General features: G+C 40.4%; 21 protein-coding genes. 18 read left to right on the top strand and 3 right to left on the bottom strand.

Translation table 11 applies throughout. From position 1 onward, the window contains the following. Positions 1 to 21: 21 nt before the first annotated feature. The 3 genes from RM552_RS17200 to pdsO form a co-directional block, all read right to left on the bottom strand. A complete protein-coding gene (locus RM552_RS17200) occupies positions 22 to 591 on the bottom strand; it encodes a class GN sortase (RefSeq protein ID WP_311370120.1) in 570 nt (189 codons plus the stop codon). Continuing rightward, the gene (locus RM552_RS17195) at positions 588 to 2,924 is read right to left on the bottom strand and encodes a VIT domain-containing protein (protein ID WP_311370119.1); all 2,337 of its coding nucleotides are present in this window, start codon (positions 2,922 to 2,924) and stop codon (positions 588 to 590) included. The genes RM552_RS17200 and RM552_RS17195 overlap by 4 nt, the downstream gene beginning before the upstream one ends. Positions 2,925 to 3,057: 133 nt before the next feature. After that, on the bottom strand, positions 3,058 to 3,828 hold the full coding sequence (gene pdsO, locus RM552_RS17190; RefSeq protein WP_311370118.1) for a sortase-associated OmpA-like protein PdsO: 771 nt from the start codon (positions 3,826 to 3,828) through the stop codon (positions 3,058 to 3,060). Between the two features lie 195 nt (positions 3,829 to 4,023). Here pdsO and pdsR point away from each other — a divergent pair, with 195 nt between their 5' ends. The 18 genes from pdsR (at position 4,024) to RM552_RS17100 (ending at position 22,846) form a co-directional block, all read left to right on the top strand. Continuing rightward, positions 4,024 to 4,719, top strand: coding sequence for a proteobacterial dedicated sortase system response regulator (pdsR, locus tag RM552_RS17185; protein ID WP_311370117.1), 696 nt, complete (start codon positions 4,024 to 4,026; stop codon positions 4,717 to 4,719). Then, a complete protein-coding gene (gene pdsS / locus RM552_RS17180; RefSeq protein ID WP_311370116.1) occupies positions 4,716 to 6,896 on the top strand; it encodes a proteobacterial dedicated sortase system histidine kinase in 2,181 nt (726 codons plus the stop codon). The genes pdsR and pdsS overlap by 4 nt, the downstream gene beginning before the upstream one ends. Before the next feature lie 24 nt (positions 6,897 to 6,920). Continuing rightward, positions 6,921 to 8,690, top strand: coding sequence for a single-stranded-DNA-specific exonuclease RecJ (gene recJ, locus RM552_RS17175; RefSeq protein WP_311370115.1), 1,770 nt, complete (start codon positions 6,921 to 6,923; stop codon positions 8,688 to 8,690). Further along, positions 8,691 to 9,458 (top strand): DNA repair protein RecO, encoded by a 768-nt coding sequence (gene recO / locus RM552_RS17170; protein WP_311370114.1) that lies wholly within the window; start codon positions 8,691 to 8,693, stop codon positions 9,456 to 9,458. A 152-nt stretch (positions 9,459 to 9,610) separates the two neighbouring features. Beyond that, entirely contained in the window at positions 9,611 to 10,948 is a 1,338-nt protein-coding gene (locus RM552_RS17165; protein WP_311370113.1) for a DEAD/DEAH box helicase, read from the top strand. A gap of 195 nt (positions 10,949 to 11,143) precedes the next feature. Beyond that, the gene (gene pdxJ / locus RM552_RS17160; protein WP_311370112.1) at positions 11,144 to 11,881 is read left to right on the top strand and encodes a pyridoxine 5'-phosphate synthase; all 738 of its coding nucleotides are present in this window, start codon (positions 11,144 to 11,146) and stop codon (positions 11,879 to 11,881) included. 8 nt (positions 11,882 to 11,889) lie between these two features. Further along, the gene (gene acpS / locus RM552_RS17155; protein WP_311370111.1) at positions 11,890 to 12,264 is read left to right on the top strand and encodes a holo-ACP synthase; all 375 of its coding nucleotides are present in this window, start codon (positions 11,890 to 11,892) and stop codon (positions 12,262 to 12,264) included. A 5-nt stretch (positions 12,265 to 12,269) separates the two neighbouring features. Then, a complete protein-coding gene (gene rlmD, locus RM552_RS17150) occupies positions 12,270 to 13,730 on the top strand; it encodes a 23S rRNA (uracil(1939)-C(5))-methyltransferase RlmD (RefSeq protein ID WP_311370110.1) in 1,461 nt (486 codons plus the stop codon). Between the two features lie 59 nt (positions 13,731 to 13,789). Next, positions 13,790 to 14,548: a class I SAM-dependent methyltransferase gene (locus RM552_RS17145; protein ID WP_311370109.1), complete on the top strand. Its 759-nt coding sequence runs from the start codon at positions 13,790 to 13,792 to the stop codon at positions 14,546 to 14,548. A gap of 312 nt (positions 14,549 to 14,860) precedes the next feature. Then, complete coding sequence (gene relA / locus RM552_RS17140) at positions 14,861 to 17,017, top strand: GTP diphosphokinase (RefSeq protein WP_311370108.1); 2,157 nt, start codon at positions 14,861 to 14,863, stop codon at positions 17,015 to 17,017. After that, on the top strand, positions 17,014 to 17,373 hold the full coding sequence (locus RM552_RS17135) for a MazG nucleotide pyrophosphohydrolase domain-containing protein (RefSeq protein ID WP_311370107.1): 360 nt from the start codon (positions 17,014 to 17,016) through the stop codon (positions 17,371 to 17,373). Before relA ends, RM552_RS17135 begins: the two co-directional genes overlap by 4 nt. A 157-nt stretch (positions 17,374 to 17,530) precedes the next feature. Beyond that, on the top strand, positions 17,531 to 17,959 hold the full coding sequence (gene rplM, locus RM552_RS17130) for a 50S ribosomal protein L13 (protein ID WP_311370106.1): 429 nt from the start codon (positions 17,531 to 17,533) through the stop codon (positions 17,957 to 17,959). A gap of 12 nt (positions 17,960 to 17,971) precedes the next feature. Next, a complete protein-coding gene (gene rpsI, locus RM552_RS17125; protein ID WP_311370105.1) occupies positions 17,972 to 18,364 on the top strand; it encodes a 30S ribosomal protein S9 in 393 nt (130 codons plus the stop codon). Between the two features lie 519 nt (positions 18,365 to 18,883). Further along, positions 18,884 to 19,510, top strand: a complete 627-nt coding sequence (gene petA, locus RM552_RS17120; protein ID WP_311370104.1) for a ubiquinol-cytochrome c reductase iron-sulfur subunit — start codon at positions 18,884 to 18,886, stop codon at positions 19,508 to 19,510. Further along, complete coding sequence (locus RM552_RS17115) at positions 19,510 to 20,775, top strand: cytochrome b (RefSeq protein WP_311370103.1); 1,266 nt, start codon at positions 19,510 to 19,512, stop codon at positions 20,773 to 20,775. Before petA ends, RM552_RS17115 begins: the two co-directional genes overlap by 1 nt. Next, a complete protein-coding gene (locus RM552_RS17110) occupies positions 20,772 to 21,500 on the top strand; it encodes a cytochrome c1 (RefSeq protein ID WP_311370102.1) in 729 nt (242 codons plus the stop codon). Before RM552_RS17115 ends, RM552_RS17110 begins: the two co-directional genes overlap by 4 nt. Positions 21,501 to 21,657: 157 nt before the next feature. After that, on the top strand, positions 21,658 to 22,290 hold the full coding sequence (gene sspA, locus RM552_RS17105) for a stringent starvation protein SspA (RefSeq protein ID WP_311370101.1): 633 nt from the start codon (positions 21,658 to 21,660) through the stop codon (positions 22,288 to 22,290). Between the two features lie 31 nt (positions 22,291 to 22,321). Beyond that, complete coding sequence (locus RM552_RS17100) at positions 22,322 to 22,846, top strand: ClpXP protease specificity-enhancing factor (protein WP_311370100.1); 525 nt, start codon at positions 22,322 to 22,324, stop codon at positions 22,844 to 22,846. The last annotated feature ends 10 nt before the right edge of the window (positions 22,847 to 22,856 follow it).

The following is a 22,856-nucleotide window of genomic DNA, read 5'->3' as shown; positions in this document are numbered from 1 at the left end:
GCGAATCATCAAGTCAATTAATTAAGCAATTTTGATAGCCCTGACAACGTACCTTTCAGTTGGGTCGGGGCTTATATCATCAAACGGGTAACATGTAATTAGAGTAAGTATTTTTTGCTCTGTCTGTTCTAACACGCTCACATCCGACTCATCTACAACCTCAACTTGTATGACTTTATATCTTGTCTCACCATTATAATCACTTACTGTAATTTCATCATTTATGGTTAGGTGTTCAAGATATGCAAAGTGTGTATCTCTGTGCCCAACAATAACACTATTGCCAAAGTTGGCGGTACTTGCTAATTCACCTGTGTTGACCATATACGCAGGGCCAAAAGCTAAATTGCGCATTGAGGCGTCCTGCAGCACATAACTTTTATGGGTGTTGTTACTGATGCTTGTACTTAACTTTGCAATAACTTTGGTATCGGCCCAAGGCCACGGTTTTACCGGCTGACCGGTATATAATTGCTCTCTAAATGCGCCAGCTATCAACATCTGCGCCACTGATGCTTTTATCTGTATATAGCTAGCATTAATAATCAAACAACACCCAATGGTGAGTATTAGAATACCTTGAGCCTTCATTGTGAAACCGAGGTGAACAAGTGTTTTACAAAAATTAGTGAGGCACCTACTAAAGACAAAAATAAACCTAAAATCGCCATTAATTTGCTAGTTGTGGATGTTTTGGGTAAGCGATTGACGGCATAGACATGCTGAGCTCCCATACTTTTTGTTACTAGTTGGTTGGTTTTAGCTTTGATGTTATTTTCGGTATGATGATCAATGGCAACTAAACTAGTAAATTTGCTGACTAAATGATGATTCAAAGCAACTACCGTTATCGCTTCTTCTATGCCTTTTTTATCAGACAACGCCGATTGTTGCTGTGAACGTTGATCATGTTGAACGCGAGTGTTTATATTTAGCTGTCGATGTAAATCTTTAATTTTTTGCCGGGCCCAATGCTTATGAATACCGGTTTCTTCTGTTGCGCTTATGGCGGGTAATTCACTTTTCCATTGGTTTTCACCGTTTGCCGTAAATCCTTGAAACTCTCCCATTACTGAAAACGGTATAGCTTGTTCACTATCGCTAGGCATATTATGGATTGAACTGTCATCAATTGTCCTTTTATAAGAAATAATAAGTGGCTCATCTGCATATAAATCAGGGATGTTTCTTGGGAAAATTTCAAAACCAAATGCTTGCTTTGGGTCCTTAATATTCAGTTGTATATTGGTAAGAGCGGGGCGTTTTATTTTTGCTAAGAGTGCAGTCATCTTGGGTTTTACAGTTTGTAAATCCCCTATAAATGTATAGGTTCCTTTGCCAACCGCAGCGGCTTCTTCCATAAAGTATGCATTAGGTGCGCTGCCAATACCTATGGTGAAAAGACGATAGTCGCCAAGCCCATTATAAATGGTTTGCATTAGCTGTTGTTCATTGCTGACACTGCCGTCGGTGATAAACACTATTTGATCAAGCGCTTTATTGTCGCTTAGGGTGGGAAAAGAAAATGCAAGATCTAATGCTTGCTGTATTTCTGTTCCGCCATCAGCTTCCAATTGATAAAGCATCGACAAAGCTTCATTTTTTGCATCTGATGAAGCTTGTTGACTGCTCTGCCAAAGCGCCTCTGCCTCTGAACTAAAGGCAATCACATTGAATTGGTCATGTTCACTTAAATCTTCAATTGCAATGGCGAGCGCTTGTTTGGCTTGATTCAATGCTTCTCCAACCATCGACCCCGACACATCCAATATAAACATTACATTTCGTTTAGCAGAAAGTGTATCTTGTACCGGTGGCATTAGCGTTATCAAACCATATTCATGCTTATTTTGGTGATAAGTAAAGTGAGCAGCTTGAACCCTATATCCGGTTTTTACTTGCCAATTGAGCACAAAGTCTTTGTTGGCTGGCTTTTCGGTATCTAATTGAATGTGATATTCGGTATTTTGACGGTTGTTGACACTAACGGGATGGTGTTCGCTGGCAATTTCTTGTACCGGCAAACCTGTATTTAAGCGAACCTTAATATCAACTTCTCCCTCCAGAGTGGCGGGCTGTGGCAGCAGTGTTTGTCCAACTGGTGCGTATCGAGGAGTAATACTTAATGGCAAACGCACGCTATAATTGTGTTTGTCTTGCACAATAAACTGCTGGTATTCGATTGTCACTTTGACTTCTGATTTTGGCGGGATATTCGCGATACGATTAGTAAAAATATTAGGTCGAATTTGACTGACTAAAGCCGCTTTTTTACCTACCGCTTTTGCCATTTTGAAAAGCTCTTTTGCTTCTTGCTTGCGTTTAATAACACCTTCAATTTTACGTCCTTCTATGTGCATCACTAAGTGATCAACGGCAGCATTTTGTGGCAAAGGGAAAACGTAAACACCTGATCTAACGGTATCACTTGGGTTTGAAAATACTTGCGTAATACTGGTACGAGCTATTGGGCCAGTAATATTAATATTGGCTTCAGTATTTTTAAGAAGTGATGGCAAATAGTACCGCTGCTTTGATGGCGTATATTGCTCATTAGTGTCTTGTCCATGGTCACTATAAGTAATGGTTTTTTGATTATCGTCTTCAAAATAAAAGCTACCGCTTTGAGTTTGATAAATATTGGTAACGAGCTGTGTTGAACTCTGTTGCGAGCTAGAAACGCTAGTATTTTGTTCAGACAAGGGATTGGTTTTAGCTATTTCAACAACATGATCGGCAGCACTACTTATTTGAACAATATTGACGTCGTTAGTGTTTCCATTGATTGTTATGTCTGATAACTTCGAATTTTGCGCTTTGGTTTCAGTGGGGCTAATGTATTGCGCAGAATCAGACTGAGCAATGACAATACTAATGATCACAAGAGTCACTAGAATAAGGCTTAAGCGTTGCAATGATCGCATTGGCTCAACTCCAAAATGGTGGCTAACAGGCAAAATAAACGTGCTAGCAAGAAAATTAAAATACGAAAAACGATATTTGCGGCCTCTTTGAATTAACGAGGTAAAGGCCGCATGGTTTATTTCCGTATTATTTTTAGTTAAGTGAGCTTGAAGCGGTCATTTGTTGCTTGGCTTTTATTATGTTGACATTGACTTTGCGAGAAAAAAACAGGTCTTCAACACTGTTACTAGCATCGGTTTTAGTTAAGTATTCACCAGCACCAGAGACTTTAATTTGTGTGGCAGATACTTCACGCTCAAGTAAAAAACGTTTTACCGCTTCAGCACGCTGCTCAGACAGTGTTTTGTTGTACTGAGAGTCGCCTCTATGGTCAGCGTATCCAGTTAATTCAACGGCCAAAGTAGGGTAATTATTTAACACTTCAGCAAGGCTATTTAGTTGACTAGTATAATTATCTTCAACTAAAAATGATGCAGTTTTGAATTGTAAGTTGGTTTCAAAGTTGGTCAATTCTGTTAACCATTCTTCATTTGCTTGTGACTCAAAGGCGGCCACTCGTATTATTTTTTGGCGCTCTAACTCTTCAATATGTGACTGCAGCGCAATAAAGTCTGTATATTGCTTTTCAAGAGCTGTATTGGCTTGCGCAAGTTCAATATCCATTTGTTCGATTTCATTTTTGTTGTTTACATCTTCGGCAATCAACAAACCAATAATACCGCCAACAACTGCGCCTATAGGCCCACCAACAGCGCCGCCGGTGATAGCGCCTGAACCAAATCCGACTAGATCATTTTTGGTTTCTTGTGCTTTTTGTTCTTCATTTGGCTTTGCAAATGCGGCAGGAGTGCTAGCAAGACCAAGACTTAACGCGATAGTAGTAACAAGTAGTAATTTTTTCATTAGTTTCTCCAAAAGGGTTTGTGGTGACTACGGAATCTATTAAAACCCACAAAAAAGGCTATTTAAGGGAGAAAAAGTGGCAATGTTGAGGTCAATTGTGGCAGAAATATGGAAATTACTGTCGAATGCTTTTTATCTGCATGGTTTTAACCGATACTAAGCCCAAATAGTAAATCAAGAGTCATAATTTTCGATATGCAAAAGTACATCGCCCTCATCGAAGACGAACAAGCTTTAAGAGAGAACTACGTTGATGCTTTAAGCCGTCAAGGCTATAAAGTGATGCCATATGCCGATAGGGCGAGTGCCGAAAAAGCGTTTAATTTACGGTTACCCGATTTAGCTATTATTGATATTGGTTTAGGTGATGATATAGATGGTGGGTTTACCCTTTGCCAGTTATTACGCGCAAAATCGAGCACATTACCCATCATTTTTTTTACTGCCCGTGATAACGATTTTGATACCATATGTGGCTTACGCATGGGCGCCGATGATTACCTAACAAAAGATATTAGCTTACCGCACTTATTGGCCAGAATTTCTGCTTTGTTTAGACGCACCGAATTACTGCAACAGCCCTTGGCAGAGAGCGATTTAATTGTGTCGGGTGAGCTCAGTATGGATACCAATAGAATGCAAGTTACTTGGCAATCAAAAGCGGTTGATTTAACCGTGACGGAATTTTGGATGTTACATGCTATTGCCAAACATGGCGGACATGTGAAGAGTCGTCAGCAGTTAATGGACGAATCAAAAATGGTGGTCGACGATACAACCATTACTTCGCACATTAAACGAATAAGGAAAAAATTTTTACAACTAGATCCTGATTTCGACTGTGTAGAAACTGTGTATGGCATGGGCTACCGTTGGAAGCCAAGTGCATGAAGCGCTTTGCCTTTAGTCTAAGACTCAAACTGCTGATATTCAGTGCGTTTTTATTGGCTATTCCTTATTTGAGTTATCAATATGTATGGCAACTCGAAAGTTACCTGCGTGTAGGTCAAGAGCAAACCCTTGTTGGTACAGCAAGAGCGGTTGCTACAGCGCTGCATGAACGCCCGGCTTTATTTGATAAGCAATCTGCGTTTTTAGCAGATATTCGTCCTGGTACAGACTTGTATGCACACAAGATTCAATACCCCATTAAACTCGACGGTGACTTAAGTGACTGGCAAGACTACCAGGCTAATATGCTGGCATATGGGGCCACTAATTTGGTCGAACAAAGTGCGGTGTATCAGACAAATAGCTTATCGTTTAAGCACATGCTAGGGCAGTACGATACTTTTTTGTATGCAATGTTTGATGTGACTGACGACAGTGTTGTCATGCGCCCGCAAAGCTCATTGCGAGTTGACCGTAACGATTATTTGCAGCTTGCTATGCTAAACGCTAGCGGTCGCTTTGAGCGTTATATTATTTCACCGTATGCGTCAGGTTGGGTAAATGCTTATAAACTAGATGTTGATACCGAGACTATCAACCCAATTGCATTAGAAACACGCATACAAGGTCAATGGGAAAATACGGAAACGGGTTACCAACTCGAGCTACGTTTTCCAACGAGTATGTTGTCGAGCAAAATTGCCTTTGCATTAGGTGATGTTGATGACCCTAATACGCGACAGGTCAAATACGTTATGGGAACGGCTAATCCTACTCAATCAGATTCACTTGGTACCGTTTTAGTCCCTTCACCTGAAATTGAACGAATTGTTAAAGGTTTAAAATATTCTGGGGCTAGAGTATGGGTCGTCGACAAGCATATGCGTGTATTGGCTCGTTCTGGCGATATCCAAGATGCCCAAGGTATAGGTTTAAACGCTAATAATGTTGGCCAGAGCGATATAGGTGGGAGTGCGAGTGATTCAGCGCAAATTTGGGACTATTTAGAGCAACGTATTTTACTGCCTTTGTATTATAAAATATTAACCAAACCACCTACAGATTTCATAGATGATTTAGCTGACGCTTTTGCTTTGGAAGGTCGAGATATTGCTGAGGCTTTAGATGGAACGCCCAGCACTTTATGGCGTTTAAGTTCAGATGATAAAGCGGTCATTTTATCGGCAGCGCATCCCATTTATATTGACGAACAAGTCATGGGAGCCGTGGTGGTAGAACAAACCACTCATGGCATTCGCAGTTTGCGCAATCAGGCCTTAGAAAAACAGTTTCATTTTATTTTAGCGGTAATTGTAATTGCCACCTTAGGTTTATTTTTGTTTGCTTCACGTATTTCTAATCGAATACGTAAACTGCGCGATGAAACCGAAGCAGCTATTGATATAAACGGTAAAATTGTAGGTACCATGAAACCTACTAATACGCGCGACGAAATTGGCGATCTTTCGCGTTCGTTCAATCAAGTATTGTCTAAATTATCTCAGTATAATCAATACCTTGAAAATATGGCATCTCGACTTTCACACGAATTACGCACGCCGGTGGCGGTTGTTAATTCATCCCTCGATAACTTATCTTTAAGTGACTCTCAAGAAGACAAAGATGAGTATATTGGTCGCGCAAAACAGGGGATTAAGCGTTTGAGTAGCATACTCAATAGCATGAGTGAGGCAACTCGCCTTGAACAAGCAATTAGCCATAACGAGGCCGAAGAATTTGACCTTGTTAAATTATTAACCGGTTGTGTAAAGGGATATGCTATGACTTATCCTGAAGGCAACATCCAACTAAATGTGCAACTAGACGAAGCACTATTAAAAGGCTCGCCCGAAATGTTTGCCCAAATGTTAGATAAAGTGGTGACTAACGCGGTTGAGTTTATGAATAGTGGCACACCTATCAATATCCGCTTGTTTAAAAAGGCGAGCAAATTTGCGTTAAGTGTAACCAATAGTGGGCCATTATTGCCTGAAAATATGAATAAACAATTGCTTAATTCGATGATTTCTGTACGTAAATCGACCACCGCTGAACAAGCTCATTTGGGCTTAGGTTTATATGTAGCCAATATGATTGCGCAGTATCACGGAGGTCATTTAACAATAGAAAACCTTCCTGATCACAGCGGAGTTATTGTATTATTTGAACTCGATTAAAGCCACCGAAGGTAGGGAAGTCATTTGCCGCAAGTCATTCGCCGAGCACAGCAACAACAAAACGACGTTAACCCTAAGGTACAAAGCCAATACGGCACAATCACTGAACGGGTATTGCGCCATCGCGGCATTTTTGGCAGCAGTCAAAATCATGAAGAAGCACTAGAGCATTTGAGTACGCAGGCAAAATACTTAAAACACTACAAATCACTCAAAGACGTTAACCGCGCAGCAATTTTATTAGCTGATTGTATTAAACAGCAAAAGCAAATTTGTATTGTCGGTGATTTTGATGCCGATGGCGCAACAAGTACAGCTTTGTGTTTACTGGCCTTTAAAGCAATGGCTTATTATAAAGTAGATTACATTGTACCAAATCGTTTTGATTATGGTTATGGTTTGACTAAACCTGTTGTTGATATTGCCATTGAACAGGGCGCAAATGTCATTATTACCGTTGATAACGGTATTTCGAGTATTGAAGCTGTGGCATATGCAAAGCAACACGATGTAATAGTGATTATTACTGACCATCATCTCCCTGCTGAGGCACTCCCAGAAGCCGATGCTATAGTCAATCCAAACCAGCCAGGATGTGATTTTGAATCAAAGAATTTAGCAGGTGTTGGGGTTGCTTTTTATTTAATGTCGGCGCTAAAGAATGTGCTGGAACAACAAGATTATTTTTCAAAATTAGGGTGGCCGGTACCGAATATGGCGCAATTTTTAGATATTGTTGCAGTAGGCACGGTAGCAGATGTAGTCCCTTTAGATAGTAATAATCGAATACTCGTACATCAAGGTATTCAGCGGATTAGAAGCGGTAAAACCCGTCCTGGAATATTAGCCTTATTGAACGTGACTAATCGAAATCATCGCCGTTGCAGCACTAGCGATATAGGCTTTGCTATTGGCCCAAGATTAAATGCAGCTGGTCGACTTGAAGATATGTCGCGAGGCATAGAATGCCTGGTATGCGATGATGCAAATACGGCAGCGCAATATGCGGCTGAATTAGACGGTTTGAACCAATCCCGTCGAGAAATTGAACAAAGTATGCGAGACGATGCAGAACGTATTTTTGCGTCAACCGATATAAATACCGAACAATTGCCATCAGCACTTATTGTTTATCAGGCTGACTTTCATCAAGGCGTTGTTGGCATTGTGGCCGGGCGCTTAAAAGAAAAGTACTATCGTCCGTGCGTTGTATTTGCTAACGAAGACAATAATTATATAAAAGGGTCGGCTAGATCTATCGAAGGCATACATATTCGTGATGCGCTAGTGCGCGTTGATTCTCTTGCGCCAGATTTGATAAAAAAATTTGGTGGACATGCAATGGCCGCTGGTTTATCGATAGAGAGATCTAAATTAGCAGAATTTGAAGCAGTCTTTAATCAAGTGATTGGCGATGCTATCGCAACGTTAACACACGGCAAACCATTGGTAGCGGCTATTTATTCCGATGGAGATTTGAGTCAAGACGAAATGACTTTAGACAATGCATCATTATTAAAATATTCGCTCCCTTGGGGACAAGCTTTTGAAGAGCCAGTTTTTGATAGCGAATTTGAGTTAATTCAGCAACGAATAGTGGGTCAATCACATTTGAAAATGGTAGTGAAAAAACAGGATCAAGTGTTTGATGCTATTGCTTTCAATGTAGATACAAAAAAGTGGCCGAATGATAATGTGCATGCCATAAAGTTAGCTTACAAACTAGACATTAACGAATTTCGTGGTCAAACAAGTGTGCAATTGCTTGTGTCGCATATTGAAGCGCTCGGCTAAATGAAGATGCAAAGTATACTAAGCGGATACGTTTTACATAAGCGTCCTTATCGTGAAACCAGCATGCTGGTAGATTTTTTCAGTCTTGAACAGGGGCTTATTCGAACCATAGTTAAAGGTGTCAGAGGCAACAGTAAGTCTGATCGCAAGAGCTTATTGCAAAGCTTTCAAAAAGTAGAATTCACCTTGGCAGGAAGGGGCCAACTTAAAAATCTAGGACGAATAGAATCACTTAACCTAAGATCTAATTTAATTGGCAATCAATTGTATTGCGGCATGTACATAAATGAAGTACTCAGTCGATGTTTGCCTGAGGCAGAGCCAGTAAGTGAGATATTTGACGATTACGAACAAAGCTTGCTCAGCTTGTCACAGGTGAGCACGACGCAATTATCCGACATAGAACCAATCTTGCGTATCTTTGAATTAAATATGCTACAAACACTGGGGTATTTGCCTGACTTTAGTGTTGAAGCTAATACCGGCGAGCCAATATTACCTGAGCTATTTTATACTTTTGATGCGCAAAGTGGGTTTCATTTAAGCCATGCAAATGCAGCTATGCCTTATACGGGTAAAGTCATTTTGGACATTGCGGATGGTAAAATGAGTCGTGATAGCACCGTTGTTGATCGAGTTGATGAACAAAAAGCGTCGGTCGATGAATTGATACTCCGCAGAGCTGCCAAACAGATTTGTCGACAAGCAATGCGTCAACTACTTGGACAAAAACCTTTGAAGAGTAGAGAGTTGTTTATTCAAGGCTGAGATTTACGGGAGAAGAAATACGCAAAGACTAAGCTAGTTTGCACTCTCGGTTTACCCTATACTCTATAGAAGCAACAACTATATCCTTGCGGCCTATTGCGCTGAGCCTCTCAATTAAACCACACTATGTTTTAACATATCGGAACCCATTAATGACATTTTCTGAATTGGCACTTAACCCTCACATTCTTTCTGCTATTGCCAAGCAAGGCTATAAGAACCCCACGCCAATTCAAGAACAAGCAATTCCCATTGTTTTGCAAGGCAAAGATCTAATGGCAGCTGCGCAAACGGGTACAGGAAAAACAGCTGGTTTTACCTTGCCAATGTTACATCTACTTGCCACGGGTAAATCGGCAACACCAAATCAAGCCCGAGCTCTAGTATTAACACCCACTCGAGAGTTAGCAGCACAAGTTGCAGAAAGCATTGAAACTTACGGTTCAAATTTACGCTTAAAATACAAAGTTGTATTTGGTGGAGTAAAAATTAATCCTCAGTTAATGGCTATGCGCAAAGGCGTTGATATTCTTGTTGCAACACCAGGGCGCTTATTAGATCTTTACCAACAAAACGCTATTCGTTTCGATCATTTGGAAATGTTGATTCTTGACGAAGCCGACAGAATGCTCGATATGGGTTTTATTAAAGATATTCGGCGAATCATCAAATTGTTACCCCAAAATCGCCAAAATTTGATGTTTTCTGCAACATTCTCACCCGATATACGCCAACTCGCAACCGGGTTGATGAATTCGCCTGAAGAAGTCTCTGTTACACCTAGAAATGAAGCGGCAAAAACCGTCGAACAATGGTTGATTCCGGTTAATCAAAATGAAAAAACTAAACTGCTAATTAAGTTAATTAAGCAACATAAATGGTACCAAGTCCTTGTATTTAATCGCACAAAACACGGAGCAAATCGTTTAGCACAACGTTTAGCTAAGCAAAATATTAACGCTGCTGCAATTCATGGTGACAAAAGTCAATCTGCTCGAACTCGAGCCCTAGCAGGATTTAAAGACAAATCAATCCAAGTACTAGTTGCCACTGATATTGCTGCGCGGGGCATCGACATCGACCAACTACCACAAGTGATAAACTTTGACTTACCGCAAGTTGCTGAAGACTACGTTCACCGAATTGGTCGCACAGGACGCGCAGGCTCAGAAGGCAAAGCTATATCGTTAGTATGTGCCGATGAATTTAAAAATTTGAATGATATAGAGCAACTCATACAGCAACAAATCGCGCGTAAAAACGATGATGAATTTAACGCGTCCCCTGCATTGCCCAACTCAAAACCACTAAAACCGCTTAAGCCCAAAAAAGCAAAGAAGCCAAAAGGCAAGGTTTTTAGTGATGATAAACCGTCTTTGAATAAACAAGTAAATAACAATAATAAATCAACTAAACGACGACCATATAAGGGTAATCGCTCAGGAAATTCAACGCTAAAATGGGCGAATAAACAAAGCTCTAAAGCTTAAGTACGTTACTTACTTTCGTTTTATTGAACCGATACACAGTCAGGTAGTACTTGTTTACATTATGAAGTTGCTAATAAGTTAAAAATAGCCGGCTAATTTAGCGTCTGTGTGCAATTGCTGGTAACATTCGCTTGTTTTTAATTTTGTTGAATATCCATTTTCGCAATAGTTTTAATAAATAGGTTTATACAGAATATGCATCCCATCCTACTCGGCGTTAACATTGACCATATTGCTACATTGCGTAATGCTCGTGGCACTAATTACCCTAATCCAGTGCATGCAGCTGATATTGCTGAACGGGCTGGCGCTGATGGCATCACCATACATTTACGAGAAGATCGACGTCACATTAAAGATCAAGATGTTTATACATTGAAACAAACACTCAATACCCGAATGAACCTCGAAATGGCAGTAACAGACGAAATGTTGAGTATTGCAGCAAAGGTAAAACCAGAGTTTTGTTGTTTGGTGCCTGAAAAGCGAGAAGAATTAACCACTGAAGGTGGCTTAGATGTGCTTGGGAATCTTAGCAAAGTCAAGTCAGCGTGTTCTCTATTAGCTGAACAGGGGACGCTGGCATCGCTATTTATTGACGCTGACCAAGCGCAAATCGAAGCTGCTTTAGAGGCAGGTGCGCCGTTTATAGAAATTCATACCGGACAATATGCTGAAGCAAAAAACGAAGAGCAAGCAAACCTTGAATTAGAAAAATTAATTGAAGGCATAGAATATGCCGACCGCTTAGGACTCAAAGTGAATGCAGGACACGGCTTACATTACCACAACGTAAAGCCTATTGCGGCCATTCCTCAATTGATTGAATTAAATATTGGACATGCAATTATTGCTCGAGCAGCATTCGATGGCCTAGCAAAAGCGGTTTCAGACATGCGCATGTTAATGCTTGAAGCTAGAACTGGACTGTAGGTAAGTACATGATTTTTGGTATCGGCTGCGACATCGTTGAAATTGCACGAATAAAAGAAGCCTCAGAAAAAAACGAAAGATTCGCTCAACGTATATTAACGGCATTTGAATTAGAAGAATTTCAACATAGTAAACAGGCAGAACGTTATTTAGCGAAAAAATTCGCGAGTAAAGAAGCCATTGTTAAAGCTATGGGAATAGGCATTGGTAACGGTATGAGCTGGCAGATGATGCAAATTGAACACCAAGCATCAGGGCAACCTGTGGTAAAGGTTTTTGGCGCTATTGCGCAGTTTTTTGAAGAGCAGGGCATCAATCATTGTCATATATCTATCGCCGACGAACAGCATTATGCCTGTGCGAACGTGGTCTTAGAGAAATAGATGACATGGTTCAATTCTATAAGTCCAAAAAAACATCAACAAAAGCTCATAAACATAGGCATCCTGCAAAAACCGAATTATTAAAGAACTTGAGTATTAATACTCATGATCACACAGGGCAAGGCCTGATTTTGTCCACTAAGCCCATTACAGTAGTAAAAAATGCGTTAGTGGGAGAGATATTTGACGCCAAAGTTGAGTATAAAAATAATAAAGTAAAGATAATTAACGCGAGTATGTTTCATAAACGTCATTCTGAGCGCACGCGCCCGTTTTGTCAGCATTATGATGATTGTGGTGGATGTAATATGCAACATACCTCTGCTAAACACGGGCTTGAAGTTAAGCAAACTGCACTGCAGGAATATATGCATAAACAGACAGGGATCCCCTTTGAAGCTTGGGAATCACCCGTGTTGTCTGATATTAACTATGTAGAATCTACAAACCAAATATATGAATTTGGCTATAGGCGTCGTATCCGTTTGGCCGTAGATGGTCGCCAAAAAAACAATGTCCGTATTGGTTTTAGAGAAGAAAAAAGCAAAGACATTATTGCAATATCTCAATGTGCAATTGCGAGTTCGTCTATTCAGGCTGTGCTACCAAATTTATTAGATAGTTTGAAGCGTTTGCCAGCAATTTCAAATGTTGGCCATATTGTGTTAACTGACACGGGTACACAGGTATATTGTGGCCTCTATTGCACCGCTAAGCTTTCAGATTTATGTCTTGAGTTGTTACATAAGTGCATAGAAAGGATTTCAAAACTAGAAATTACGGTATCATTAGCACTTGTTATTTATCAAAACTATCAAGCGATAGCATTATTAAATTGCGATTCAGAATATTTCACGATGCAAGACCATACAGGTAGTTTGATTGAAACAAATTCAAGTCAATTTTTACAAGTCAATGCAGGCATTAACGACAAAATGCTCAAGCAAGCAAAGACCTGGTTAGGCTTGGATGAAACACCCGTGCAAACAACTTCGAATAGCAATTCCTTGTATGATTTTTTTTGCGGTAGTGGTAACTTCACTTTGTTTTTAGCGAATAAGTTTGACCATGTATATGGCTTTGAAGGCACAGCAGAAATGGTCGAACATGCCCGCACTAACGCATTCAAAAATAAAATAGCCAACGCAGCGTTTACACATTGCAATTTAGATGATGACGATGCTCTAGCGAAATTGACGCTAGAAAAAGCTTGCACAGTCGTATTAGATCCATCGCGATCCGGTGCGCTAAAGTTATGTGAAAAACTCGTAAGCGAGGACGTTGGGCATATTTTGTATGTGTCGTGTAATGCAAATAGTTTGATTCGAGACCTTAATGTTCTTAAGCCTAAGTATCAGGTGGAAAAAATTAGCGTGCTTGATATGTTCCCATTTACTAAACACCTAGAGCTTATGGTGTTGTTGACCAGCAAACAAGTGACCAGCAAACAAGCCACAAAGCCTTAGTCTGATCATGCAACATATCAATACACAAATCGCAAACCGAAGAGTACGAAAATAAAACTATGACTGAGCAAGAACAATACATGCAGGACTTTCTATATATTTTTAGTGCTTTGGAGTGTTGGGGCCCTGGTAGCGAAGAAGAAACGAAAAAAGCATATTATTTAATGGGGTTTTCTCCACAAAATATCTTAGAGCTAGGTTGTGGAAAAGGTAATTCAACTATGGTGCTAGCCAAGGTATCAAAAGCTAATATTGTTGCAATAGACAGTGAACAGTCAGCCTTGGATAAATTAAACCAAAAAATTCAGGCAAGTCATTTAAGCAGCAGAGTGAGTGTTAAGTGCATGGATATGGCTGAATTTAGTGTCGATAAAAATGGATTTTCTAAAAATAGTGTTGATTTGATTTGGGCAGAGGCGTCCCTTTATGTGGTGGGTGTATGTAAAGCGCTGATAAATTGGAGGCCGCTATTGCAAGAAAATGGATTACTGGTTTTTAGCGACCTGGTTTGGTTAAGCGAAGCTCCAAGTGCAGAAGCAAAAGATTTTTGGCTGATGGATTATCCAGATATGAAAGATGTAAACCAGCGATTGTCTGAGATTAAAAAAGCAGGTTATCACGTCGAAGAAACATTCACGATGTCAGAAGAAGCTTGGAAAAATTATTACGAGCCATTGCAACAAAGAATCGACAGCTTGACGGGGACAATAGCTAATTCTCAAGCAGCAAGGGACATTACACGGGAAATTAACGTATATAAGAAATACTTGGGTGAGTTTGCTTATCAGTTTTTTATTGTGCGTAAAGCGAGTGCCTGAACTAATCACAGAGGGTGCTTAGTAAGAAATGAAAAACCCTCATAAATGCAACATGTAATGATTGAACACTATCTATTACTTTTGATTAACGTACTTATGCTAAAAAGTCTCTTTTCGTCTATAAAAAAACTTACAAAGACCAATACATCCCTGATAAAGGCTAAAAAAACATTAAGCTTCTTAAAATTTGGCGGTATACTGATAGAATAGAAATTCGAATAGTAATTTGAGTTGTATTCTTCAGTTCAGTAATTTTGCACAAAAATAATTCGCTCAAAAACAAAAGTATCAAAATATTCTGCAAGGAATCGCATGGTTTCAATTCGTAGTGTTCATCAAACAGACAGGCCAGGCTTTCAAAAATGGTTACAAGACCTCGAGCTGTCTTCTGAAACAAAAGAAAAACTAAGAACAATTTCTGAGACGCCTGAAACCTTGTTGATGGGCCAAGAAATGGTTGAAATTTTGCAACAGTTACACATGGATGACGAAACCTTACAAGCCGCTCTTGTCTACCCCTATTGTGAAATTCATGATCTCGATCACGACGCTTTATTGGCAAATTTTGGCCCTGTTATTACTCACATTGTTGAGTCTGTAAGAAAAATGAAGGCGATAAATAGTTTGCAGTCTAAGCGCTTTGAAATTGATGCCGAACAAATTGAGAAAGTACGCAACATGATGCTTGTTATGGTGGAGGATGTGCGCGCTATTGTGATTAAAATGGCAGAAAGAATTTGCACCCTGCATAAAATTAAAGAAGAGGATGAAGAATCAAGGGTATTGGTGGCAAAAGAGTGTGCAACCATTTACGCCCCTTTAGCTAATAGATTAGGTATCGGTCAATTAAAATGGGAGTTAGAAGACCTATCATATCGTTATTTGCACCCAGCCACTTACAAGCGTGTTGCCAGTATGCTGAAAGAAAAGCGCAAGGCGCGCGAGGAGTATATTGTTGATTTTGTCGCGCATTTACAGGGCTTACTTGATAAAGAAAATATAAGAGCAGAGGTCATTGGTCGCCCTAAACATATTTATAGCATCGTCAAGAAAATGCAGAAGAAAAGCCTAGACTTTGAGCAACTTTTTGACATAAGAGCACTCAGAATAATAGCGGAGCGTTTACAAGATTGTTATGCAGCACTAGGCACCGTGCATACTTACTTTACACATTTACCGCAAGAATTTGATGATTATATTGCCACGCCCAAAGCAAATGGCTATCAGAGTATTCATACCGTTATTGAAGGACCCCAAAGTAAGTCAATTGAAATTCAAATAAGAACTGAACAAATGCACCAAGACGCAGAACTTGGTGTTGCTGCACACTGGCGCTACAAAGAAGGTAGTAGCGGTAAAAATGCAAGCGCAGATGACCGCGTAACCTGGTTACGCAAAATACTACAATGGCAAGAAGAAATGGCTGGTGGCGACAATTTAGTTGAAGAATTTCGCAGCCAGGTATTTGATGACAGAGTATATGTGTTCACTCCCAAAGGCGATGTGATTGACTTGCCGGTTGATGCAACGCCACTTGATTTTGCATACTATATTCACACTAATATTGGGCATAAGTGCACGGGCGCTAAAATAAACGGCCGTATTGTACCCTTTACCTATAAGCTACAAAATGGCGACCAAGTCAGCGTATTAACTACCAAAAATGGTACGCCAAGTCGCGATTGGATGCATCCTGGCTTGGGGTATGTGCATACTGCACGGGCAAGAGCGACTATACATTCCTACTTTAAAAAACAAGATAAAGAAAAGAATATTGAAGCTGGCAAAGAGTTGCTAGAGCGCGAATTGAATAAAGTCAATTTATCGCTTAAGCATGCTAATGATATTGTAGAAAAGTATAATCTCAAAACCTCAGAAGACCTCTATAGCGCGGTTGGGGTAGGTGATATTCGTGTTATTGGCCTGGTCAATAGTATTGTCCAGTTGCATTCGCCACCTGAGCCAGAGCCTGAAGTGACATTGCAAAGACGGCAGCGCAGTTCGTCTAAAAAGGCGGGTGAAGCGATTATTGCTGAAGGCGTAGGCAATTTAATGAGTCAATTAGCAAATTGCTGCAAGCCAGTGCAAGGCGAAGAAATTATAGGGTTCATTACTCAGGGCAAAGGTGTGAGTGTGCACAAAGAGTCGTGCGCGCAACTTGCTAATTTACTACGACAATTTCCTGAGCGAGAAATCGAAGTGTCGTGGGCCAGTGATTTTGAAGCAAGTTTTGAATGTAAAGTTGACGTATTTACCACCGACAGAGACGGTATTTTACGTGATATAACCACAGTACTAGCTAATGAGAAAGTGGGGTTGTTGGGGGTAAACAGTCGCAGTAATAAAAAGAGTTTTCAGGCACAAATCACTCTTAGCCTCGAAGTGAATAATAAAGAGAGCTTAAATAAGGCAATAGACAAATTAAAACAAATCAAAGATGTTAGTGCTGTAATAAGAGTGAATCGATGAGCGAGTTACAAAAGGCCCTAACTCTGCAACAAAATGCTAGCGCGATTGGATTTGATTGGAAAACCTTGGCGCCAGTCATTGCAAAAGTGCTTGAAGAAGTAGATGAAGTCAAAGAGGCAATCAACACAAGAAATGCAGCAGCAATAGAAGATGAAGTAGGTGATTTACTTTTTGCAGTTGTTAACATTGCCCGCCATTTAAGGCTAGATCCCGACGATTGTCTTCGCCAGGCGTCTGAAAAATTCCAAAAACGTTTACTTATTGTCAAAAAACTCGCCTCAGAACAACAAGTGCAATTAAAAGATTTAGATGAACAAGGTCTTGATGCATTGTGGCGTATGGCTAAAAACTTGTAAAAATTATCAATTAACACTTCGCTTTTTCTGTCAAATCTGTATAATTCGCGACCTGCCCAGTTACGCCCACCTTTGGGAAGGTGGAAGGTCAACTAGTTCGAAGGGGCTAATGCGTTGATATAGTTAACTTTTTTAATATTAATTCGGGTGAATTTAAATGAAGACTTTTGTTGCAAAGCCAGAAAGCGTTGAACGCGACTGGTATGTGGTAGACGCCGCAGACAAAACCTTAGGCCGTTTAGCGGTCGAAATCGCAAGCAGATTGCGTGGAAAACATAAAGCTGAGTACACACCACACGTGGATACTGGCGATTATATTGTTGTTGTTAATGCAGAAAAAATTACTGTAACTGGCAATAAAGCAAGAGGTAAAGTGTATTACAAACATTCTGGTTATCCAGGCGGCTTGAAAGAAGCAACGTTTGAACAACTTATCAAGAAAAGACCAGAAATGGTTATTGAAAGTGCTGTCAGAGGTATGTTACCGAAGGGCCCACTGGGTCGTGCAATGTTCCGCAAAATGAAAGTTTTTGTTGGTCCAGAGCATACGCATCAAGCACAACAGCCGCAAGTTTTGGATATTTAAGGAGCGATTAACATGGCAGATACTCAATATTATGGTACAGGTCGTCGTAAAAGCTCTACGGCTCGTGTCTTCCTTCGTCCAGGCAGTGGCAACATAGTTGTAAACAAACGCCCATTGGATGAATTTTTTGGTCGCGAAACGGCAAGAATGATCGTTAAGCAACCTCTAGAACTAGTAGAAATGACTGAAAAGTTTGATTTATACGTCACCGTAACGGGTGGTGGTATATCAGGACAAGCAGGTGCAATTCGCCACGGTATTACTCGTGCGCTTATGGAGTTTGATGAAACTCTTCGCCCTGCACTACGCAAAGCTGGCTTCGTTACTCGTGACGCTCGTCAAGTTGAACGTAAGAAAGTTGGTCTGCATAAAGCGCGTAAGCGTCCTCAGTTCTCAAAACGTTAATTCGTATTGTTACTTTAAAAACCCAGCATTTGCTGGGTTTTTTTGTTTATTGCCCAATCTATTTAGATAACAAAGTTCCTTTTAGCTGCTTTTATAGCGGGTTGTTAGTCCATCCTGCTTTTTGAGTATTACATGCTAATTTAATATTTAGGTTCAACAACATTTCATATTCAGATACGAAGCAATCATCGGTGTCTTATTTTTATCCAAATTTTAATTAAAATAGTGGTGAAACAACTTTCAGTATTGCGCTTATATCGATTACGCTACGGTCGAATAGTGCTTTTGATCAATGCTGTGCAAAATACTTGACTGAAATTAGTCAAATAATGAGGTTTTTAGCAGTAATTCCTTGTATTTAGTAAGTGTTTTCTTTTACCATACGCGTTAAAATTTTATTGGATGTTTTGTTCAGTTTGTTTCAAGCTTTATTTTAGTTAACACTTGAACGGGCGATAACATACAACGAAAGTAAAAATCTAAGTGAAAAACCTTAGGCAACCCTTCGGAGAATAGTTGATGAGCGATGTACCTGTTGATGCGAAAGAATCGGCGCAACAAAGTCCGTCTGACAGCAATAGACGTAAATTTTTAACTGTAGCAACCTCTGTGGTTGGTGCTGTAGGTGTAATTGGTGCTGCAGTGCCATTTGTTGCTTCTTGGCAACCCAGTGCGCGGGCTAAGGCAGCTGGCGCCGATGTTGAAGTCGACATCAGTGGTATCCAGGTTGGCCAGCTAATACGTGTCATGTGGCGAAGCAAGCCAGTATGGATTGTAAGAAGAACACCAGAGTTACTCGCTTCTTTAGGCGCCCTCGAAGGCGAGTTAAGTGATCCAGAGTCTGATGTTGAGCAACAACCAACATACGCAAAAAATCAATATCGTTCGCGTAAGGAAGAATATCTAGTATTAGTTGGTATATGTACGCATTTGGGTTGTTCACCACAACATTTAGTGGATGGTGATTTTGCGCAATATGCTGAAGGTATTCCTGAAGGATTTTTCTGTCCGTGTCATGGTTCTAAGTTTGATATGGCTGGTCGAGTATTTTCGGGCGTTCCGGCGCCATCTAACATGGTGGTACCTCCTCACATGTACCTAGATGACAATACCATATTAATTGGTTCTGACGAGGAGTCTGCTTAATGAATGCATTTATGAATTGGATTGAGCAACGCATCCCAATGATGCGCGTAGCGAACATGCATGCTATTCAGTATCCTGCGCCACGCAATATGAACTTCTGGTATGTGTTTGGCTTCTTAGCAACCATTGTTCTTGTTAACCAAATTGTAACCGGTATCTGGTTAACCATGAGTTTTGAACCTTCCGCTGAACGCGCATTTGCTTCGGTCGAGTATATTATGCGTGAAGTCGAATATGGCTGGTTAATACGCTACATGCATAGTACTGGTGCTTCGGCATTCTTTGTCGTTGTATACATGCATATGTTCCGCGGCATGATATACGGGTCATACCAAAAACCACGCGAATTATTGTGGATATTCGGTATGCTAATTTATTTGGCGCTTATGGCTGAAGCGTTCATGGGATATGTATTACCATGGGGTCAAATGTCATATTGGGGAGCACAAGTAATTGTTTCTCTGTTTAGTGCTATTCCAGTGATTGGTCCAGATTTAGTAGAGTGGATTCAAGGTGATTATGTAATCTCTGGTGCTACTCTAAATAGATTCTTTGCCCTGCATGTTATTGCACTGCCACTAGTAATTGTAATTCTAGTATTCTTGCACATTATAGCGCTGCACGAAGTAGGCTCTAATAACCCTGATGGCGTAAATGTTAAGCATCCTAAAGGAAGCTTGCCTGAAGAAGATAAAACGAAATTTGAGATCCATGAGTACTACACGAAGAAGTATGATATTGCTGACGATGTGGTGCCATTCTTCCCGCATATTGTACTGAAAGACTTGGTGGCGTTTAGTATCTTCTTATTCGCTTTCTGTTACATCATGTTCTTTGCGCCAGAAATGGGCGGGTACTTCTTAGAAAAACCAAACTTTGAAATTGCCAATCCACTGAAAACACCTGAGCATATTTTCCCTGTTTGGTACTTCACACCTTTCTACGCGATACTAAAAGCGGTACCTGATAAACTTATGGGCGTTATTGCCATGTTTAGTGCCATTGCGTTCCTGTTTGCGTTACCTTGGTTTGACCGCAGTAACGTGAGGTCGTGGCGTTACAGAAGTGGCTTACACAAAGCTAACTTAATATTTTTTGCCATTGTGTTTATATTCCTAGGGTATCTAGGTGGAACACCTCAAGAAAACTGGAAAATTGTTGCGTCACAATTTGCAACAGTGTTCTATTTTGCTTTCTTTATTGCCTTGTTTATATATTCTAAAAATGAACAAACCAAGCCTGTGCCAGCGAGGATCCCACGATGAAAAAATGGATAGCATTATTATTATTCGTGCCAAGTGTCGCTTTTGCTGCGGGCCCATCTATTCCACTAGATGATCCTGAGATAGACTTAACTGATAAAGCTTCATTGCAAAATGGTGCAAAGATGTTCATGAATTATTGCCTTGGTTGCCACCAAATGCAGTATCAACGGTATCAGCGCACATTCAATGACTTAGAGATTCCTGAAGAACTTGGTCAAAAATACCTTCAGTTTACAGGTGTCAAGGTGTCTGACTACATTACGTCGCCCATGCCTGCAGAGAATTCGGCAACATGGTTTGGTGCACCGCCACCCGATTTAACGCTGGTCGCTCGTGTACGTGGCCCAGAATGGATTTATACTTACATGAGAACCTTCTACGCAGAAGAGGGTAAAACCTTTGGTGTGAACAACGAAGTATTTCCTAACGTTGGTATGCCGCATGTGTTAGAAAGTTTGCAAGGTACGCCACGCAAAACATACGAACAGCGTATGGTAGACGGATCGATGAAAGATGTTTATGTTGGTCTTCAAGCTAGCGGCGGACAAATGACAGCAGACGAATATGACAACGCGATAAGAGATTTAGTCAACTTCTTGGAGTACACTGGTGAGCCAGCAAAGCTTCAGTCCCAAGAAATTGGTAAAGGCGTGCTTATATTTATCGTGATATTCTTTATATTTGCTTACCTATTGAAGAAAGATTACTGGCGAGATCTTAAGTAATAGTATACAATTGCCGGTCTTTTTTAAGGGGTACATGCTACAAGCAAGTGCCCCTTTTTATATATTTTGTATTTATCATTTCCTGTAGGTAAAAGTACTTTTCGCGCATGAATTGTGTGCTGTTTGGGATTATTCTACAAGGAATGCGGAGGTTTCAATGGCTGTAGCCACAAATAAACGTTCAATTATGACGATGTTTTCAGACAACATCGACATTTATTCACATCAGGTTCGCATTGTATTGGCTGAAAAGGGTGTCGGCGTCGAAATTATATTCACCGATCCTAGTCAGATTAATGAAGAGCTGTTAGAGCTAAACCCTTACGGTACGGTTCCTACCTTAGTTGATCGTGAATTAGTTTTATACAAGTCACATATCATTATGGAATATTTGGATGAGCGCTTTCCTCACCCACCGTTAATGCCAGTTTATCCTGTTTCTCGCGGCAAGAGTCGCCTTATGATGCACAGAATTGAACAAGATTGGTATTCACTTGCTGCGCGCGTATTTCGAAATGAACAGGGAGCTGACGAAGCGAGACAGGAGCTTAGAGAAGCAATATTATCGCTTGCACCTGTATTTGCCGAAACTGATTATTTCATGAGCGAAGAGTTTAGTCTTGTTGATTGTTATTTGGCTCCTTTGCTTTGGCGTTTGCCGGCACTAGATATTGAGTTAACAGGTCAAGGTAGCCGCGATATAGTTGCGTACATGAAGCGTATCTTTGAACGTGGTTCTTTCAAAGCCTCGTTAACTGATCAAGAAAGAGAAATCCACAACCCGCTTTAATGGGTAGTAAAGGCTATATTGGAAAATTAGCATGCAGGCAATGACACCTAATCAGCCATATTTATTGAAAGCGTTTTTTGATTGGATAGTTGACAATCAATTAACGCCTTATATGGTGGTTAATGCTGATTTTCCAGACGTCACTATTCCTCAGCAATTTGTGAATGATGGACAAATTGTATTGAATGTGTCTCCTTCTGCATGTGTGAATTTCACTATTGATACTGAAATGGTTAACTTTCAAGCTCGCTTTTCTGGGAAACCAATGTTAGTTTCATTCCCATGTGCTGCCGTTGGTGCAATTTATGCTAGAGAGAACGGCGCAGGAACGGTATTTACAGATCCTGAAGTGGTGATGGACGAAAATATTGATATTACAGTTCCAGAATCTCCTGAAGAGAAGAAACAATCACCCAATTTATCTCTAGCGACATCAACTACCAGCAGTCCTGCTGATAATACAAAATCCGACGATACACCTGAAGATGACGATCCGAATGATCCCAAAGGCTCAAAGCAAGCCAAAAAGAAACCGGGTCTAAGAATCGTTAAATAACCAAGTTGTA

This window comes from Glaciecola petra (genome assembly GCF_031846345.1).
Classification (GTDB): Bacteria; Pseudomonadota; Gammaproteobacteria; order Enterobacterales; family Alteromonadaceae; genus Glaciecola; species Glaciecola petra.
This window is presented reverse-complemented; position numbering and strand designations above follow the sequence as displayed.

Excerpts from the sequence above, each read along its gene's own strand:
- RM552_RS17200 (WP_311370120.1), bottom strand. The coding sequence starts at position 591 with ATGAAGGCTCAAGGTATTCTAATACTCACCATTGGGTGTTGTTTGATT.
- RM552_RS17195 (WP_311370119.1), bottom strand. The coding sequence starts at position 2,924 with ATGCGATCATTGCAACGCTTAAGCCTTATTCTAGTGACTCTTGTGATC.
- pdsO (WP_311370118.1), bottom strand. The coding sequence starts at position 3,828 with ATGAAAAAATTACTACTTGTTACTACTATCGCGTTAAGTCTTGGTCTT.
- pdsR (WP_311370117.1), top strand. The coding sequence starts at position 4,024 with ATGCAAAAGTACATCGCCCTCATCGAAGACGAACAAGCTTTAAGAGAG.
- pdsS (WP_311370116.1), top strand. The coding sequence starts at position 4,716 with ATGAAGCGCTTTGCCTTTAGTCTAAGACTCAAACTGCTGATATTCAGT.
- recO (WP_311370114.1), top strand. The coding sequence starts at position 8,691 with ATGAAGATGCAAAGTATACTAAGCGGATACGTTTTACATAAGCGTCCT.
- RM552_RS17165 (WP_311370113.1), top strand. The coding sequence starts at position 9,611 with ATGACATTTTCTGAATTGGCACTTAACCCTCACATTCTTTCTGCTATT.
- pdxJ (WP_311370112.1), top strand. The coding sequence starts at position 11,144 with ATGCATCCCATCCTACTCGGCGTTAACATTGACCATATTGCTACATTG.
- acpS (WP_311370111.1), top strand. The coding sequence starts at position 11,890 with ATGATTTTTGGTATCGGCTGCGACATCGTTGAAATTGCACGAATAAAA.
- rlmD (WP_311370110.1), top strand. The coding sequence starts at position 12,270 with ATGGTTCAATTCTATAAGTCCAAAAAAACATCAACAAAAGCTCATAAA.
- RM552_RS17145 (WP_311370109.1), top strand. The coding sequence starts at position 13,790 with ATGACTGAGCAAGAACAATACATGCAGGACTTTCTATATATTTTTAGT.
- relA (WP_311370108.1), top strand. The coding sequence starts at position 14,861 with ATGGTTTCAATTCGTAGTGTTCATCAAACAGACAGGCCAGGCTTTCAA.
- RM552_RS17135 (WP_311370107.1), top strand. The coding sequence starts at position 17,014 with ATGAGCGAGTTACAAAAGGCCCTAACTCTGCAACAAAATGCTAGCGCG.
- rplM (WP_311370106.1), top strand. The coding sequence starts at position 17,531 with ATGAAGACTTTTGTTGCAAAGCCAGAAAGCGTTGAACGCGACTGGTAT.
- rpsI (WP_311370105.1), top strand. The coding sequence starts at position 17,972 with ATGGCAGATACTCAATATTATGGTACAGGTCGTCGTAAAAGCTCTACG.
- petA (WP_311370104.1), top strand. The coding sequence starts at position 18,884 with ATGAGCGATGTACCTGTTGATGCGAAAGAATCGGCGCAACAAAGTCCG.
- RM552_RS17115 (WP_311370103.1), top strand. The coding sequence starts at position 19,510 with ATGAATGCATTTATGAATTGGATTGAGCAACGCATCCCAATGATGCGC.
- RM552_RS17110 (WP_311370102.1), top strand. The coding sequence starts at position 20,772 with ATGAAAAAATGGATAGCATTATTATTATTCGTGCCAAGTGTCGCTTTT.
- sspA (WP_311370101.1), top strand. The coding sequence starts at position 21,658 with ATGGCTGTAGCCACAAATAAACGTTCAATTATGACGATGTTTTCAGAC.
- RM552_RS17100 (WP_311370100.1), top strand. The coding sequence starts at position 22,322 with ATGCAGGCAATGACACCTAATCAGCCATATTTATTGAAAGCGTTTTTT.